General features: G+C 29.1%; 16 protein-coding genes. 7 read left to right on the forward strand and 9 right to left on the reverse strand.

The annotated features are described in order from the left end of the window. Positions 1–43: 43 nt before the first annotated feature. Positions 44–2,245, reverse strand: coding sequence for a polyphosphate kinase 1 (ppk1, locus tag ON24_RS03940; protein ID WP_050553546.1), 2,202 nt, complete (start codon positions 2,243–2,245; stop codon positions 44–46). A gap of 194 nt (positions 2,246–2,439) precedes the next feature. After that, positions 2,440–3,348, reverse strand: a complete 909-nt coding sequence (locus ON24_RS03945) for a Ppx/GppA phosphatase family protein (RefSeq protein WP_016359003.1) — start codon at positions 3,346–3,348, stop codon at positions 2,440–2,442. 820 nt (positions 3,349–4,168) lie between these two features. Here ON24_RS03945 and ON24_RS03950 point away from each other — a divergent pair. The 7 genes from ON24_RS03950 (at position 4,169) to ON24_RS03980 (ending at position 9,009) form a co-directional block, all read left to right on the forward strand. Further along, complete coding sequence (locus ON24_RS03950) at positions 4,169–4,690, forward strand: pyruvate ferredoxin oxidoreductase subunit gamma (protein ID WP_016359004.1); 522 nt, start codon at positions 4,169–4,171, stop codon at positions 4,688–4,690. A gap of 20 nt (positions 4,691–4,710) precedes the next feature. Further along, positions 4,711–4,956, forward strand: a complete 246-nt coding sequence (gene porD / locus ON24_RS03955; protein ID WP_040682039.1) for a pyruvate synthase subunit PorD — start codon at positions 4,711–4,713, stop codon at positions 4,954–4,956. A gap of 21 nt (positions 4,957–4,977) precedes the next feature. Next, positions 4,978–6,132, forward strand: a complete 1,155-nt coding sequence (gene porA, locus ON24_RS03960) for a pyruvate synthase subunit PorA (RefSeq protein ID WP_040682033.1) — start codon at positions 4,978–4,980, stop codon at positions 6,130–6,132. Position 6,133: 1 nt separating this feature from the next. Further along, positions 6,134–7,000: a pyruvate synthase subunit PorB gene (gene porB / locus ON24_RS03965; RefSeq protein ID WP_040682034.1), complete on the forward strand. Its 867-nt coding sequence runs from the start codon at positions 6,134–6,136 to the stop codon at positions 6,998–7,000. A gap of 1 nt (position 7,001) precedes the next feature. After that, complete coding sequence (locus ON24_RS03970; protein WP_369751277.1) at positions 7,002–7,505, forward strand: 4Fe-4S dicluster domain-containing protein; 504 nt, start codon at positions 7,002–7,004, stop codon at positions 7,503–7,505. An 8-nt stretch (positions 7,506–7,513) separates the two neighbouring features. Continuing rightward, positions 7,514–7,948 (forward strand): 4Fe-4S dicluster domain-containing protein, encoded by a 435-nt coding sequence (locus tag ON24_RS03975; protein ID WP_016359009.1) that lies wholly within the window; start codon positions 7,514–7,516, stop codon positions 7,946–7,948. A 218-nt stretch (positions 7,949–8,166) separates the two neighbouring features. Continuing rightward, a complete protein-coding gene (locus tag ON24_RS03980) occupies positions 8,167–9,009 on the forward strand; it encodes a fumarate hydratase (protein ID WP_040682035.1) in 843 nt (280 codons plus the stop codon). A gap of 524 nt (positions 9,010–9,533) precedes the next feature. Here ON24_RS03980 and ON24_RS03985 read toward each other — a convergent pair. From ON24_RS03985 to ON24_RS04015, 7 genes are all read right to left on the reverse strand, one after another. Next, positions 9,534–10,268 (reverse strand): phosphate signaling complex PhoU family protein, encoded by a 735-nt coding sequence (locus ON24_RS03985; protein ID WP_016359011.1) that lies wholly within the window; start codon positions 10,266–10,268, stop codon positions 9,534–9,536. Between the two features lie 69 nt (positions 10,269–10,337). Then, the gene (gene pstB, locus ON24_RS03990) at positions 10,338–11,093 is read right to left on the reverse strand and encodes a phosphate ABC transporter ATP-binding protein PstB (protein WP_016359012.1); all 756 of its coding nucleotides are present in this window, start codon (positions 11,091–11,093) and stop codon (positions 10,338–10,340) included. A gap of 1 nt (position 11,094) precedes the next feature. Continuing rightward, positions 11,095–11,976, reverse strand: coding sequence for a phosphate ABC transporter permease PstA (gene pstA, locus ON24_RS03995; RefSeq protein WP_236254920.1), 882 nt, complete (start codon positions 11,974–11,976; stop codon positions 11,095–11,097). After that, the gene (gene pstC, locus ON24_RS04000) at positions 11,973–12,851 is read right to left on the reverse strand and encodes a phosphate ABC transporter permease subunit PstC (protein ID WP_016359014.1); all 879 of its coding nucleotides are present in this window, start codon (positions 12,849–12,851) and stop codon (positions 11,973–11,975) included. Before pstC ends, pstA begins: the two co-directional genes overlap by 4 nt. Before the next feature lie 231 nt (positions 12,852–13,082). After that, entirely contained in the window at positions 13,083–13,916 is an 834-nt protein-coding gene (locus ON24_RS04005) for a phosphate ABC transporter substrate-binding protein (protein WP_040682036.1), read from the reverse strand. Between the two features lie 473 nt (positions 13,917–14,389). Then, positions 14,390–15,280, reverse strand: a complete 891-nt coding sequence (locus ON24_RS04010; RefSeq protein ID WP_016359016.1) for a PhoU domain-containing protein — start codon at positions 15,278–15,280, stop codon at positions 14,390–14,392. A 363-nt stretch (positions 15,281–15,643) separates the two neighbouring features. Next, the gene (locus ON24_RS04015) at positions 15,644–16,528 is read right to left on the reverse strand and encodes a hypothetical protein (RefSeq protein WP_040682037.1); all 885 of its coding nucleotides are present in this window, start codon (positions 16,526–16,528) and stop codon (positions 15,644–15,646) included. Between the last annotated feature and the right edge of the window lie 255 nt (positions 16,529–16,783).

A 16,783-nucleotide genomic window follows, 5' to 3' on the forward strand; every position in this document is an offset into this window, starting at 1 on the left:
AAAAATAAAAAAAAAAAAAAAATAAAAAACAAAAAAATAGTGATTAACTATTTCTTCTAAAAAGGTTGTTAAAGAATCCTTTAATTTTATCTGATGTAGATAAAACCTCCTCAGGATGTACATCGTCATCAGCATGTTCCATAAAGTAATCCTGAGCTGAAAGCAATTCGACACCCCTCATTACTTTTGAATAGTTACCATTAGAGTCTATGTAACGAGCCTTAACATTATCCTGAAGATAAATATTTAAGTCATTTAAAATTCTCTGTTTTATATTAGGATCATAGATTGGAAATGCAATTTCAACCCTTTTATTCATGTTCCTAGTCATTAAATCTGCGCTGGATAAATAAATCTCAGTGTTTTCAGGATCTCTGAAACAATAGATTCTTGAATGTTCTAAAAACCTACCTACAATACTAATAACCTCAATATTATCAGTTGAACCAGGAATTCCCGGAACAATACAACAGATACCACGAATAATCATTTTAATTTTTACACCTGCTTGAGAGGCCTCATGTAATTTATCGATCATCTGCCTATCTGTTAGGGAATTCATTTTCATAATAATGGTAGTGGGAACATTCTTATTTGCAAGTTCAATAGACCTATCAATTTTTTTAATTAGATTCTGTTTAAGTGATGTTGGAGCTACCAGGAAATGATCATATTTACCGTCTAAATTGGAAATAGCTAAATTCTTAAAGAATAAAACAGCATCCTTTCCAAATTCCTCATCGGCAGTAAGTAATGCATAATCGGTATAGATTTTACAGGTTTTCTCATTATAGTTACCTGTACCTAACTGAGTTATGTAATGGATTTTATTATCCTCATCTTTTCTGACAATAAGACAAATTTTTGAGTGTACCTTATATTTCTCATAACCATAGATAACCTTTGCACCTGCATTCTCTAAGAGCTCAGCATAATAAATATTATGGCTTTCATCAAAACGAGCTTTTAGTTCCATCAAAACTGTAACATTTTTACCATTTTCAATAGCTTCAAGTAAATATTTTATAACCTTTGAATCATTAGCTAAACGATAGATAGTCATTTTAATGGACAATACATTTTCATCATTTGCAGCCTCTTTCAATAATTTTAAAAATATATCAAAAGATTGGTATGGATAATTAAGTAGAATATCCTTATGTTGAACAATATCCATTAAACGATTATTCTTATACAAAGAGTTAAATTTGGATTCATATGGAGGATAGGAAATTTGATCAAATATCTCAGGCTCCACATGTTCAAGCTTATCATAAACATCCCTTACATAAGTCATTTTAAGAGGTGACTGGGATATGAAAACCTGCTCCTTTGTAATGTTTAATTTTTTGATTAAAAATTTTTCCAGATCATCATCATGGTATCTATAGAATTCAAGCCTAATAGGCGCAAGACGATTCCTCTTTTTAAGAATCTTCTTCATATAACCCCTGTAATCTTCATCCTCATCAGGCTTATTTGTAGACAAGTTTATATCTGCGTTACGTGTTACACATACAACTGTCTTAAAATCAATCTGATAGGTTGAGAAGATTTCATTAGCATATTCATAGATTAAATCCTCAATCAACATATATCTCATAGAGGATTCCGGTGAGAATACAACATTAGGTAAACTATCAGGTATTGGTATAATACCATATACCTTATTTTTTTTACCGTCAGTACTTGTCATTGCAATAATAATATTTAATGAATTATTGACTAAATGAGGAAAAGGATGTTGAGGATCTATTATCTGTGGAGACAATACGGGAAATACATAATCAAAGAAATATTTATTATAATAGGTAGTTTCTTTCTCATGTAAATCTGCAAATCTTAATAATTTAATATTGTTTTTCTCAATAAGCTTAGTTTCAACCTTATTAAAGATATCATCTTTTCTTTTATATAGTCTCCTAGTTTCTTCATAAATATGATCCAATTGTTCCTGTGGACTCATCCCTGACTTATTATCAATATCATTCTTCTTAACCAAGGTCAAATCGTAAAGTGAACCACACCTTATCATATAAAATTCATCTAAATTACTAACAAAGATAGAGATAAAATTTAATCTTTCAAATAAAGGAACAGTGTTATCGTCAGCCTCTTCTAAAACCCTTTCATCAAATTTAAGCCAGGATAATTCCCTGTTTTGGGTAAAACTGTAATCTCTCATTTTTTTACCTTTCTTTAAATGTTTTTTATTCTTTTTATTCTTCTTTTCATCTTTGGACATTTACATTCCTCTATAAATTATATATAAATAAATAAATCGAATTCAATAGAATTCTGTACGAAATATGACTAGTTGATATTCTCTAATCAAAGAATTATTAAATTGATATAACATTATATCATCATAACTAGTTCAGTGAAAATAAATCTCAGGATTTTTTATAGCATTACAATAATTAAGTCAATAATTAATAATTAATTATCTTGATATTTTTTAAAAACGTTTTCTATAAAGAATCCTTCCCTTACACCACATTTACTAACATGTATCTCTTTACAATTAAAATATTGAGTTAAAACTTTAAATATTAACAAACCTGGAACAACAGTATGAATCCTACTTGGTTTTGTATGTAAAATTATATCATAGGTAGACCTATCATTATAGGATAAATCCTCCTCCAAGCTAGGAAGTAGATTAACATCAATAGAATCCTTTTTATCCTTTAAATCCAAATCAATTAAAATATTGTTTATAGCCCTAATACTTCCACCTACACCACACATGCAAGGAATTTCTTTATCATATTTGATATTAAGTTTCTTGATTTCTTTTAATATTCTCTCTTCAATCTTAATTTTCTCATCTTTATTTGGAACAATCTGAGAAACATATTCATTAAACAGATTTAAAGAACCTATTGGCATACTGTATTCTTCGAGAACATCACCATGTTCAAATATAATAATCTCAGTACTGCCTCCTCCAGAATCAATCAGAACCCCATCCTTAAGATCATAATCCTGCTGGGCTCCAATATAACTTAATTCCGCTTCATCTTCAGAAGGCAGAATTTGTATTTCAATTCCTGTTTTATCCTTAACATATTTTACTATTTCCTCAGAATTCTTAACATTTCTAATTGAAGCCGTTGTAAATGCAGTGAAATCCGTAATGTTCAAAACATTTAAATCCTTTTGCATTCTTTCCAAAAGATGAACAAGCTTATTAATTGCATGTTTAGGTAACTTATTTTTTTTAACATAAGCAATTAAACCTAAAGTTTCCTTCTCAGAAAAGATTTTCTTAAAACGTTCCTTATTATAAGAATAAACATTCATCCGAACAGTATTTGAACCAATATCTATAACTCCATATAACATTCATACACCTAAAAATTATTTATATATAATATATTATTATATAAGAAAATTTCAATATTTAAAACTATACTTTTTGTGAATAAAATTTCAATTAATGAGAAATAAATGAAAGTCAATCCTAAAAAGCCACAAATCAATTTAATATATATTTCTATAAATTAAAAAAATTTACTAAATAATTAGAAAGATAACACACTAACTAAAAAGTGTATAAACATCATACAAAAGATTACTCAAAAAAAATATTATTTTCAAAAATATTAAAAAAATCACAATATTTGAAATTCTATTAAGTACATAATTAAATAAAGTTTCTAAAAATAATTAAATAATTAAAAAAATGCCATTAAAAATAAGTTCTCTTCATTAAAATCATATCAGGACATATGAAAATTGCAGATTATTCTTCCCGAAATTGTAATGGAGAAAATTAAGAATCATCCTTTTAAATTAAATTATAATTATAGATTAAGTATTTAAATAAGGTAAAAATTAGATTATAAAAACTGAAATATTAATTAAACAGCAATAATATTTCTGAATAAAAACACATATAAATTCCAATTTTCAAATACTATTTTTATACAATATAGAAAAATTTTAGACACCCGACTTAGAAAAGATTTAAATAGAAAATTTAGAAATTTATATATTTATAACGATTATACATGATAAATCTAAATATTTATATACTTTGAATTTATAATGATTATACATGATAGATATACTAAGTTTATCATGAAAAAAATTATTTTTATATGAATTATCTTGTATTAGATAATTTTTATTCAATCATCATAAATAAAATGGAGGAAAGATAATGATTGAAATTCGCTTTCACGGACGTGGAGGTCAAGGTGCTGTAACTGCAGCTGAAATTTTAGCTAAAGCAGCATTTGAAGATGGTAAATATAGTCAAGCATTCCCATCATTTGGTGTAGAAAGAAGGGGTGCACCAGTATCTGCCTTCACAAGAATCGACGAAAAACCAATTGAACTTAGATACCAAATTTATAATCCGGATCATATTTTAGTTCTTGATGACGGATTAGCAAATGTAGTAGACATTTACTCAGGTATTAAGGAAAATAGTGATGTTGTAATCAACACACATAAAGATATTAGCAGTGACAAAATACCTGTACATAAGATAGATGCAACTAAAATTGCATTAGATGTTTTAGGAAGACCAATTGTAAATACAATTATTTTAGGTTACTTTGCTAAAAAATCTGGTGTTGTAAGTATTGAATCATTAGAAAAAGTAATTAAAGATGTTTTCCCAGGTAAAGTTGGAGAAAAAAACGTAAGAGCTGTAAGAGAAGCTTACGAAATGGATTAAATTTAAGGTGATTGAAAATGATGACCTCAGTAGGATGTACTAATAACCAACCTGGAAGTACAGTTAAAAATAAAACAGGTAGTTGGAGAACATTTAAACCAATATCTGACAGAGAAAAATGTGTTGAATGTTTCAATTGTTACATATTCTGTCCAGAAGGTTGTATTGATACAGAATTTAATATTGATTATGATTATTGTAAAGGCTGCGGCATATGTAAAAATGAATGTCCAGTTAATGCTATTGAAATGGAAATTGATGAATAAAAAAATTAAGGAGAATCATTAATGACTAAAAAAGTTATGACTGCAACAGCTGCAATTTCTAATGCAGTAAAATTAGCAAAACCAGCTGTTATTCCCGTTTATCCTATTACACCAATGACTACAGTAGCTGAATATATTGCAGATTACGTAGCAAATGGTGAACTTGATACTGAATTTATTAGAGTAGAATCAGAACACAGTGCAATGAGTGCTGCTATAGGTGCAAGTAGTACAGGAGTTAGAACATTTACAGCTACTTCATCACAAGGATTAATGTATATGCATGAGGTTTTATTTGCAGCAGCAGGTATGAGAGCACCTATCGTTATGGGTGATGCAAACAGATCTATCTCAGCACCATTATGTATTATGAATGATCAACAAGATTCAATTGCTCAAAGGGATTCTGGTTGGATGCAAATTTATGCAAAAGACGGACAAGAAGCATTAGACATGACATTAATCTCATATAAAGTTGCAGAGAATGAAAATGTCTTATTACCATCCATGGTATGTATCGATGGATTTATTATTACACATACTAACGAGGCAGTAGATGTTCCGGAACAAGAACAAGTAGATAAATTCCTACCACCATATGTTCCAAAATACTCATACCTAGATCCAGAAGATCCTGTAACAGTCGGAAGTTTCACAGATTCAAACTATTATATTGAAGCAAGACATGCAATTCAAGTAGCTATGGACAAATCTGAAGAGGTATTTGAAGAGGCATTTAAAGAATTTGAAGAAATATTTGGAAGAAAACACGATTTAATTGAAACCTACAAAACCGAAGATGCAGATATAATATTTGTAAGTTTTGGTTCTGTATGCAGTACAATTAAAGTTATGATTGATGAAATGCGTGAAAAAGGAGAGAAAGTAGGACTTGTAAGAGCAGTTACTTACAGACCATTCCCTGCTAAAAAAATCCAAGAGGCAATCAAGAATGCTAGTAAAGTAGCCGTTGTTGAGAAGGATATAAGCTTCGGAATTGGTGGAGCTTTATATGAAGACATGAAATCAACAATGGACTGTGATACTGAGATTTATGATTTCATTATTGGATTAGGTGGTAGAGATATTACTCCAGATACAATCTACGATATTTTAGATAAAACTAAAAATCCAACAGAAAAAGTTAATTGGATAGGATTAGAGGAGGATGAGTAAAATGGATATACCTAAAGAAGAACTCTTTGCACCAGGACACAGAGGTTGTGCAGGTTGTGGAGCAGCTATTGGTGCAAGACTTGCACTTAAAGCATCAGGTAAAAACACTGTAGCTATCTGTGCAACCGGATGTCTTGAAGTTATGACTACACCATATCCAGAAACAGCTTGGAGAGTACCATTTGTACATGTTGCATTTGAAAATGCAGGTGCAGTAGCAAGTGGTGTTGAAAGAGCACTTAAAAGCCAAGGGAAAGAAGATACTCATGTTATAGCATTTGGTGGAGATGGAGGAAGTGTAGATATTGGTTTACAATCCATCTCTGGAGCTATGGAAAGAGGACATAACATTACTTACATCTGTTATGATAATGAAGCATATATGAATACAGGTATTCAAAGAAGTGGAGCAACCCCATGGGGTGCATCAACTACTACCTCACCTGCAGGTAGTGAAAGTTTTGGTGAGGATAAACCTAAGAAGAATATGCCTATGATTATGGCTGCTCATGGAATTCCATATATTGCAACTGCCTCAATTGCATATCCTGAGGATTATATGAAAAAAGTTAAAAAAGCAGTTGAAACAAAAGGTCCTGCTTACATCCATTTAAACCAACCATGTACTACTGGTTGGGGATTTGATCCTTCAAAAACAATTGAATTAGGTAGATTAGGTGTAGAAACAGGATTCTGGCCATTATACGAAATTGAAAATGGTGAATTCAAAGTAACCTACAGACCAACAGAAAGAAAACCTGTTGTAGAATACTTAAAAGCTCAAAAAAGATTCAGACACTTAGACGAAGAACATGTCCAAATGATACAAGATTATGTTAACAACCAATGTGAAGAATTAGGAATTTGAGGTGAGAAAATTGCAGAAAATAATAGTACAAAGAGATTTATGTGATGGCTGCAAAGACTGTGAAAGGTCCTGTGAGGCATTACATGGTACTAGTAGAATCAATATTATAGAATTTGATGGTTCTTATTACCCAATCCTTTGTCAACAATGTCAAGACCCTGCTTGTGAAGTTATCTGTCCAACAGGTGCAATGACAAACACTGGAATTGACTCAGACAAATGTATTGCATGTGGTTTATGTAGTCTTGCATGTCCATTCGGATCAATTATAATCTATGATAAAAGCTCAGAGAAATGTAATAGATGTGCAGATCGTCCTGAAGGACCTGCATGTGTACAAGCATGTTCCAAAAGAGCGATATCATTAGTAGATACAGATAAACTTGTTGATAAAAAACGTGAAGAATACATTGCTAAAATTGCAGGTAAAAGCAACAAACAGAACAAAACCATGTTAAATGTATTAACAAGTGGCAGTAGAATTAGTAAAGCATTCGAGGACTAGGTGATAGAATGAGAGAATTAATATTGGATCCAAAGGAATGTGTTGATTGTGGCAGATGTGAACGCTCATGTCCAAATAATGCAATCCACGTATATGAAGGAGTACCTTTATTCTGTATGCATTGTAGTCCTGATAAAGCACCATGTCTTTTAAGTTGCCCTGAAGGTGCAATTGAATATCTTGGTGGAGCAATCACCATTAACCAAGAAAAATGTATCGGCTGCGGAATCTGCAGAGACGCTTGTCCAATAGGCGCAATAAATATGGATAACACACATGCAAAAAAGTGTGACTTGTGTATAAATAAGGACACACAGTATTGTATTGAAGCATGTCCTACTGGAGCTTTATCAAATAATTCACAAAACTTAATCAATAAGAAACAAGAAAAGGTAGCTAAAGAATTTAACTACTTGAAAAAAATATCAGAAAAACTCCACTGATATTAAAACGAGAATAATTAACTAATTAATTATTCTTTCCTCTATTTTTTTACAGCTTATTATACTTATATAAATATCGGATATTTTTTTAAATGATTAAATTTATTTTTTCTAAAAAAGAAAAATTATTATATTAACTTTAATAAAAAACTTAATGAATAATTTTATAAAATTAAGATAAATTTAATGATTTAATTAATTCTACTTTAGATGATAACATGATTAGTGAAAAAACTATTGAAGATACAGTTTACCAACTATATAAAAAAGCGGCAATAGACTTAAATGAAGACGTTGTTAAATCACTTGAAGATGCATTGGAAAACGAAGAAGATGAACTTGCAAAATTAAACATCAGCAATATATTAAAAAATATTGAATTAGCCCATAAAAACCAAATACCAATGTGTCAGGATACAGGTTTAGGAGTGATATTTGTAAAGTTAGGTAATGTTGAAGTGGAAAATTTAAAAGAGGGAATTGAAAAAGGTGTTAGAAAAGCAACCAAAGAAGTTCCACTTAGACCAAACATTGTAGATCCAATAACAAGAGAAAACTCTGGAGATAATACTGGTGTTTATATTCCATATATTTCTATCGAACTTACAGACACTGATTACCTTGAGATTACAGTTCTTCCAAAGGGTTTTGGATCTGAAAACAATAACAAACTTAAAATGGCGCTTCCTGCAGAAGGAAAAGAGGGAATCAAAGATTTTGTAATTGAGTCAGTACTTGCTGCAGGTGGAAAACCTTGCCCACCAATGGTTGTCGGAGTTGGTATAGGTGGTACATCAGACCTCGCAATGAAACTAGCAAAAGAGGCTTTGATTGAAAAAGTAGGCCAACCAAATCCTGACGATGAATTAAATCAAATGGAAAACGAGATTTTAGAAAGAATCAACAAGAATGGTAAAGGTCCAATGGGTCTTGGTGGTAAAACCACAGCTTTAGATGTTAAGATTAAGAAAGCCTCAACACATACTGCAGGTTTACCTATAGGAGTATGTATTCAGTGCTGGGCAAACAGACATGCTACAAGCATATTAAAAGATGAATAAATTATATTTATATTTTAATATTTTTATTTTATTTAATTAATTCTAATTTTAATTTAAACTATAAAATTTTATTTTGAATTTTTAATTTTTTATCATCCAATACTGTTTTTATAACTATTTAAAAAACCAAAGTAAACTAAGTTAAATTCTATTTTTACACTTAAAATATATGCCCGAGAATATAAGATCCTATTTAAAAATATTTTTAGATTATAATCTAGATTAAATTCCATTCGACACCTAAAATAATACTTAACTATTATTGAATACTTTATTTATGAAAATCTACATGATTTTAGAAAGAACCTTTACAAAAATTAATTACAATGTTATTAAAATCATATTGAAAAAATTAGAAATCATATTTTTAGGATTTAGATAAAGATTATATAAGATTCAAGAGATTATTATTAATTTATAGTTAAGAATTAAAATTAAAAAAAAAATAAAAAAAGAAATCTTTAGATAAAGAATTTCAACAGATTATGAAAATAGATAAGAAGTGAAAATAATAGGATTTTTATTTACTTTTCCTCATCTAAAGAAAATGGTTCATCCTCATCACGGTGAGGTAAATTATCAGGTCTCTTTAAAGTGACCATAAATATTGTTCTGGAACCAATAGCTACAGCCCTATCAGCAATACGTTCAAGATGTCTTGCAATGAAAATGATTTCAATGAAACATTTTGTATCATAATCTGAATCATCGGAAGCAAGATATTTAACAGCGGAATCTAATATTTTATCAAATAAATCATCAATCTTATCATCATCTTCACTTAATTGTGAAGCTAAATCCACATTAGCATCTAAAAATGCATGAATAGCTTTTTGAATCATTAATTGAACATAATCCGCCATATATGATAGATTTTTAAATAACTCCTCAGGAGCTTCAAAATCTTGTAAAGTTGCTATAGCCTCAGCGATATTAGCATCAAGATAACCCATTCTTTTAATGTGACTTATTACCCTAACAGTAGATTGAACATACAATAAATCACTTGCAACAGGTTGTTCAGAAGCTAAAAATTTAATACATTGCCTTTCTAAATCAAATACCTCTAAGTCTATTTCTTCACTATTGGCAAGTATTTCAGTTTTAATATTTTCATTATAATCTTCTAACAATTCCCTTGTTAAATTTGTGTTATCCAAAGTTAATTGGCCTATTTTTTTTGTTTCACTTTGGATTTCTTTAAATCTTTCTTCAAAGTTTATTGAAGGAAAATCTTTAATTTCATAATTTTCAGCCATTATTTAACCCCATTTTTAATAATATATTATAAATTAATTTGTAATTAAGATATTAATAATCTTATTAATCTAACCAAATCTTCCTGTAATATATTCTTTGGTTTGTTCTTCTTTAGGATTAATAAATAAGTCCTCTGTAGGTCCATTTTCTACAATAACACCATTTAAGAAAAATTGAGTATAATCTGAAACCCTTGTTGCTTGTTGCATATTGTGAGTTACAATAACAATGGTATAATCTTTCTTAAGTTCCGTCATTAAATCTTCGATTTTAAGAGTGGAAATTGGATCAAGTGCAGAACAAGGTTCATCCATAAGAATTACTTCCGGTTCGATTGCAATGGTTCTTGCAATACATAATCTTTGTTGTTGTCCACCAGATAAACCAAGAGCAGATTCATCTAATTTATCTTTTACTTCATCATATATTGCTGCACCTTTAAGGGATTCAATAACCTTTTCCTTAATAAAGTCCTCGTCTTCTATACCATGAATCCTAAGACCATATGCAACATTTTCAAATATTGTTTTTGGAAATGGGTTAGCTTTCTGAAATACCATTCCAACTCTTTTTCTTAAATCAACAACATTTACATTATCATCATAGATTTCCTGACCGTCTAAATATACATCTCCATCATGATGAAATGTAGGAATTAAATCATTCATTCTGTTTAATGTTCTAAGGAAAGTAGATTTACCACAACCGGAAGGACCAATAAGTGCGGTAACTGCATTTTCTGGAACATTCATATTAATATTATGAAGGATGTGTGCTTCATCAAAGTACACATTTAAATTATTAACTGTAAATTTATCCGCCATTTTAACGTTCTCCCCTCATTTTTGCTTGATATCTGTTTACTAAGTAATTGGTTAATAAAGTAATTATTAAAATAATAAATACTAAAACTGCTGCAGTACCATATGCATTTTGTAATGAAACACCTTCAGTTGCAAGAACATACAAGTGTAATGGTAATGGCCTACCTGGATCCATAATGGATATAGGGGTGGTTACTGCAGAACCTACACAGAACATTACTGCTGCTGCTTCTGAAATAGCACGGGTTAAACCTAAAATAATACCGGTAATGATACCAGGTAATGCTGCAGGTAAAACAACACCAGTAATAGTTTGCCATTTAGTTGCACCTAAACCTAAACTACCTTCTTTGTATAAACTTGGAACAGAGGATACAGTTACTTCTGCAACTTGGAAAATAGTTGGAAGTGCCATGAATGCCAATATAATACCACCACAAAGGACAGAATATCCTAAGTTTAATGTAATAACTAACAATTGTAAACCAAATAAACCAAAAATAATTGATGGTATGGATGCTAATGTTTGAGCCCCGAATCTAATGACCTTTTTAATCTTTTCATTTTTAGCATATTCTGAAATATAGATTGCCGCTCCAACTGCAAGAGGACTTGCAATAATAAGTGCAATTGCTGTTACATATAAACTTGAGATAATCATTGGAAAGATTCCACCGGACCTACCTGAATCAATAGGATCTGAGGTTAAGAATGTCCAGTTTACAGCAGGTAAACCTTCAATTAAAATATATCCAATAATAACAACTAAAATCAAGATTGTGATTAATCCTGATAATAAGAAAATACCATTCATAATTTTTTGGGTAGTCAAGGAAGACATCTTATGACTGGATTTATCGATTTCTTCTTGAACACTATTCATAAAGTTCCTCCTCCAACATCCATTTTATATTTACTTTGTATGTAGTTTGTAATGATTAATAAAATCATGATTATAATAAATAATACTACACCAGTTGCAAATAAAGCGTTGTAATGAAGACCAGTAGCATAACCCATTTCTAATGCAATGTTAGAAGTTAAGGTTCTTACTGGAGAAAATATTGAGTTTGGAATTTGACTTACATTACCTGCAACCATAATTACTGCTAAAGTTTCACCGATTGCTCTACCCATACCTAAAATAATACCTGTTACAATACCAGGTAAAGCAGCAGGGAAAACAATTTTTCTAATTGTTTGCCAATTTGTTGCACCTAATCCATATGATGCATACCTATATTCATTTGGAACAGCTTCAAGTGCATCCTGTGAAACAGATATAATTGTTGGTAGAATCATAATTGCAAGAATAATACCTGCACAGAATATACTGAATCCAGTACCTCCAAACCATGATCTGAATAATGGAACTAATACAGTTAAACCAAAGAAACCATATACTACAGATGGAATACCTGCTAGAGTTTCAATAACCGGTTTTAATGATTTAGCAACTTTTGTATTAGCTACCTCAGCCATATATATGGAACATAATAAGGATAATGGAACAGCTAAAAGTAATGCAAAGAAAGTTACACATAAAGAACCAACAATCATTGGTAAAACACCAAATACATTCTTAGTTGGATCCCATTTAAGACCAAATAAGAATTTGAAGAATCCATAATCTGCAAAAGCTGGCCATCCTTCAATAAAAATAAAAGCCATTATAAGAAAGATTATGAATATAGAGAACAAAGCAGCAACTAATAATATTGCTTGAATTCCAGTTTCTTCTGAATTTTGATTAGCCATATTTAACCTCTCTTTTAAAATCTAATCTATAATTAGATTATTAAAAAATCTTTAAGCTATGTAAGAATTAAAATATAAAAAAATAAGCAATATAATAATAATTTATTTAAAAAAAATATAAAAATTAAAAATCTATAAAAAAATTATAGATTAAATTAACAGCCAAAAATTTCTTAAACATGACAGTTAATTGTTTAATAAACATTATTAAATGCTAATACTTTTAACTATCTATTGAGATGAATTAGTATTGTTACTAGCTTGAACAATTTTTTCATCTTTAAGAACTTTTTGACCTTCCCTACTGTTTACGAAGTTAAGGAAATCTTGAGTAGCTTGGTTTGATGTACCTTTAACTAAGAATAAGAATGGTCTTTGTAATTTGTATGAACCATCTGCAATAGTATCATCTGAAGGTGATACTCCATCAATCTTAAGAGCTTTAACATCTGAGGACATATGTGCATAGGATACAAATCCAATAGCATTTTCATCAGTTTTTACAGATTGTTTTACAGCTTCAGTTGAAGATTGAACTACAGCGTCAGATTTAATTTTAGTGTCTTTACCCATTACAATGGATTCAAATGCATCTAAAGTTCCAGAACCATCTTCACGACGAATTACATTAATTTTACCGTCTGAACCACCAACTTCTTTCCAGTTGGTAATTTTTCCAGAGAAGATATCCTTTAATTGTTCTGAGGTTACCCCATCAACACTGTTTTTGGTGTTAACAGCAATAACAATTCCGTCTTGACCAAGAGGAATTTGAGTTAAACCTTGAGACTCATTTTTCTTTAAAGCTTTAGAACTTGTACCAATATCAGCAGTTCCGTCTTGTGCACTTTTGATACCTACACTAGATCCCCCACCTTGAACGTTGATTTGTGCATCAGGGTGAGTTTCTTTGTATTTTTCTACTAATTTTTCTGCTACAGGTTGTACAGAAGTAGATCCTACAATTTCTACCTTACTGGATCCACTGTTAATTGCCAAATAAGCACCTGCAAGCACTAAAATTATAACAATAACTAAAATAATCCTTTTTGTATTTTTTTTCATTTTTTAACACCGAACATAAAATTAAAATGAAAGTTTAAGAGGTTTTAGAGGAATTTTCAACGAAAATATTTAAAATATAAAGTTAACATAAATTTAAATCTTAAACTCCATTTAGATTTTAAAAATGAGATTGGTTTTTTTTATTAAAAAAAAATTTTTTCAACCTCAAATAAAGATTATTTTACAGAGTATATAAAGGTTATCTTTTTGTGTATAAAAATTCTCATTATGTGAAAAAAATAAAAAATTAGTGGAAAAATTAGGAAATTTATTCTCATTTTAGGAAATTATGAACAAAATCCAAAAAATCATATTTGAACAAGATGAATTAAAGAAATAATTAAAATAAAAAAATATATAAAAAATAATAAAGAATGTATAAAAAATCTAAAATTAATGATAAAATTAAACAAGAAAATAGCTAAAAAAAATATGCAAAAAGCATTAATAAAAAAAATAAAAAGAGAGAAATATTATTCCCTAAATGTACGTGGGGTAATAGAACGTGGAATATTATTGTGGAATTCACCTGCAGTATCAACAATCTCTACAGAAATATCTCCAATTCTCTCAAATGCTTTAATTACTCTGGAAATATAAATATAATAATTGGAACGCTCTTTATCATCAAAAGAAGTTTCAGCCATTTGAGTTGCAATAGTCCCCATGGATTTTTTCTGCATCTCATGCATTCTTTCTTCTAAATCCATTACTTCCCCTTTAAGCTCAATAGTACCATCTAAAAATGCAGTCATGGAATCTTCAATCATTTTGTCGCTGATTTTATACATTTTTTTAATGTTTACAACAATATCATCATCTGCCTCATAATAATCATTTACAACAAATTTAGCTATATGACCACAGTAATCACCTATCCTTTCAAGATCATAGGCAACTTCATTGTAAATAACTGTTTTTGAGAAGTGTGATTGCTGATTAATGCTAACAACTGTTTCTACAGATGTTCTTACTTTTTCACACATATTATTTGTAGTATAATCCATTTTTAAAGCTTCTTCTGCCTTATTATCATCATTTTCTATAAGAGATTCAACTGAAAGTTTCAATTCATTTTTTACATGATTTTTCATACTAACTAACATACTGGTAATTAAAAGATTACTTGAATGTAATGGGGAATTAACATTTGACTCAAAGTCATCTGCTATTTTCTCATAATTCTCCATATCAATCATATAAGCCCTTTTAACTACACCTTCCTTAATCAATGGTTGTATCAATTGAGTAACATAACGACGTGTTATGCCTAATTTATCAGCAATCTCTTGTTGAGTAGCAGGATTTTCATATAAGATTATATCTAAAATATCTTTTAATGTTCTATTTCCTTTACTCGGCATTTAATCACCAATTTATAAAAATATAAAAATTTATAAAAATTTTTCTTGACTTCCTATTTTAGGAATAATAACATATATACTACTTTAGTTATCAAATCATTTAAAGTTTACCTAAAATTTATAAAAAAAATACCGAAAAACAAAAAATTAATATAAAAATTTACAAAAAACAATAAAAATTTTTAAAAAATGAAAATTTTAAGATAAAAATTGAAAAAATAAAAAAAATGTATAAAATCAATAAAATTTCACATAAGTAAAAAAAAGTTTAATTATTCTTTAATTTAAATTTAATATTTCAAATAAATTACCATATATAAAACAGCTTAAATCAAATTTAAAAAAAATAAAAAAAAGAGAAGATTATCTTCTTCGTCTTCTATTAGATACATATTTTAAAGAATCTGAAGAGGAATTTATACCACCATTACCTTCCCGTGGATTATTTTCTCTCATGTTCCTATTATCAAATTCCCTATCCGGTCTGTAATTATCATATCTTCCATAATTTTCATATTGATTATAACCATCATTTCCATAATTATAATTCCTTCTTTTAAATCTAGAAGCCCTATTAAAATCATCTGCTGGAGGATAATCATACTGTCTTTTATTATTATATTTAAACATTCTTCCTGTAGAATGTGGTTTTGTTGAAGTATTAGTTGATTTTCTTACAAGAATTGAGAAGATCACATATATTAAAATTAAACTAATAAATGCAGCTACAAAGAAATCAACACGTTGTAATACATCTCCAAGAACATTTGATACAGGATTATTTAAATCTACAAATCCCCATCCTAAAAGAATTAAACCAATGAAGACAAGTAATGAACCATTGATTTTTTTAACAGTTTTTGAATCAAACATAGGATAAATACCCATAATAATTAAACCGAATCCCATGACTCTAAATAGATTATTACTGGTTACCCCCTCCAATCTAGAGAACAATACTGAGAAACCGGAGCTGAAGAATGTTAACATATAACAGAGTTCAATTAATAGAATTACAACTAAAGGGAATATGTAAAATAACTCAAGATCCAATCTTGGTTTGGATAAATTAATATCGATTCCGCCTCTTTCTTTCTTCCTCTCTTCTAAATAACCAGTAAGAGCACTATACATAACAGAGGAAAATACTGAACCAATAACAGTACCAGTTAAACCTAAAACTGATGTTAAAATAACAACGACAAAGGAAACTATCCCTGCTATAGCCACTTTGGAATATTCCACCATTAAATCACTTCCAATCTAATTTAAACAAGTCGAATAAAATAACAATTAAAAAATAAATTAATAGTTAAAGAAAATTAAAATATTATTTTATTTTTTAATCATTATAACATTCAAATTACTATATTATTAATTTAGTATTTTATTAATAATATTATTATTGTATAAAAATTTAACCTAACTAAAAACAAACCAAAATTTCTAAAAATAAAAAATTAAAATAAATTAGTCTAGAAATTGTTAATTTAGTATTTTATT

The organism is Methanobrevibacter boviskoreani JH1, from assembly GCF_000320505.1.
Classification (GTDB): domain Archaea; phylum Methanobacteriota; class Methanobacteria; order Methanobacteriales; family Methanobacteriaceae; genus Methanarmilla; species Methanarmilla boviskoreani.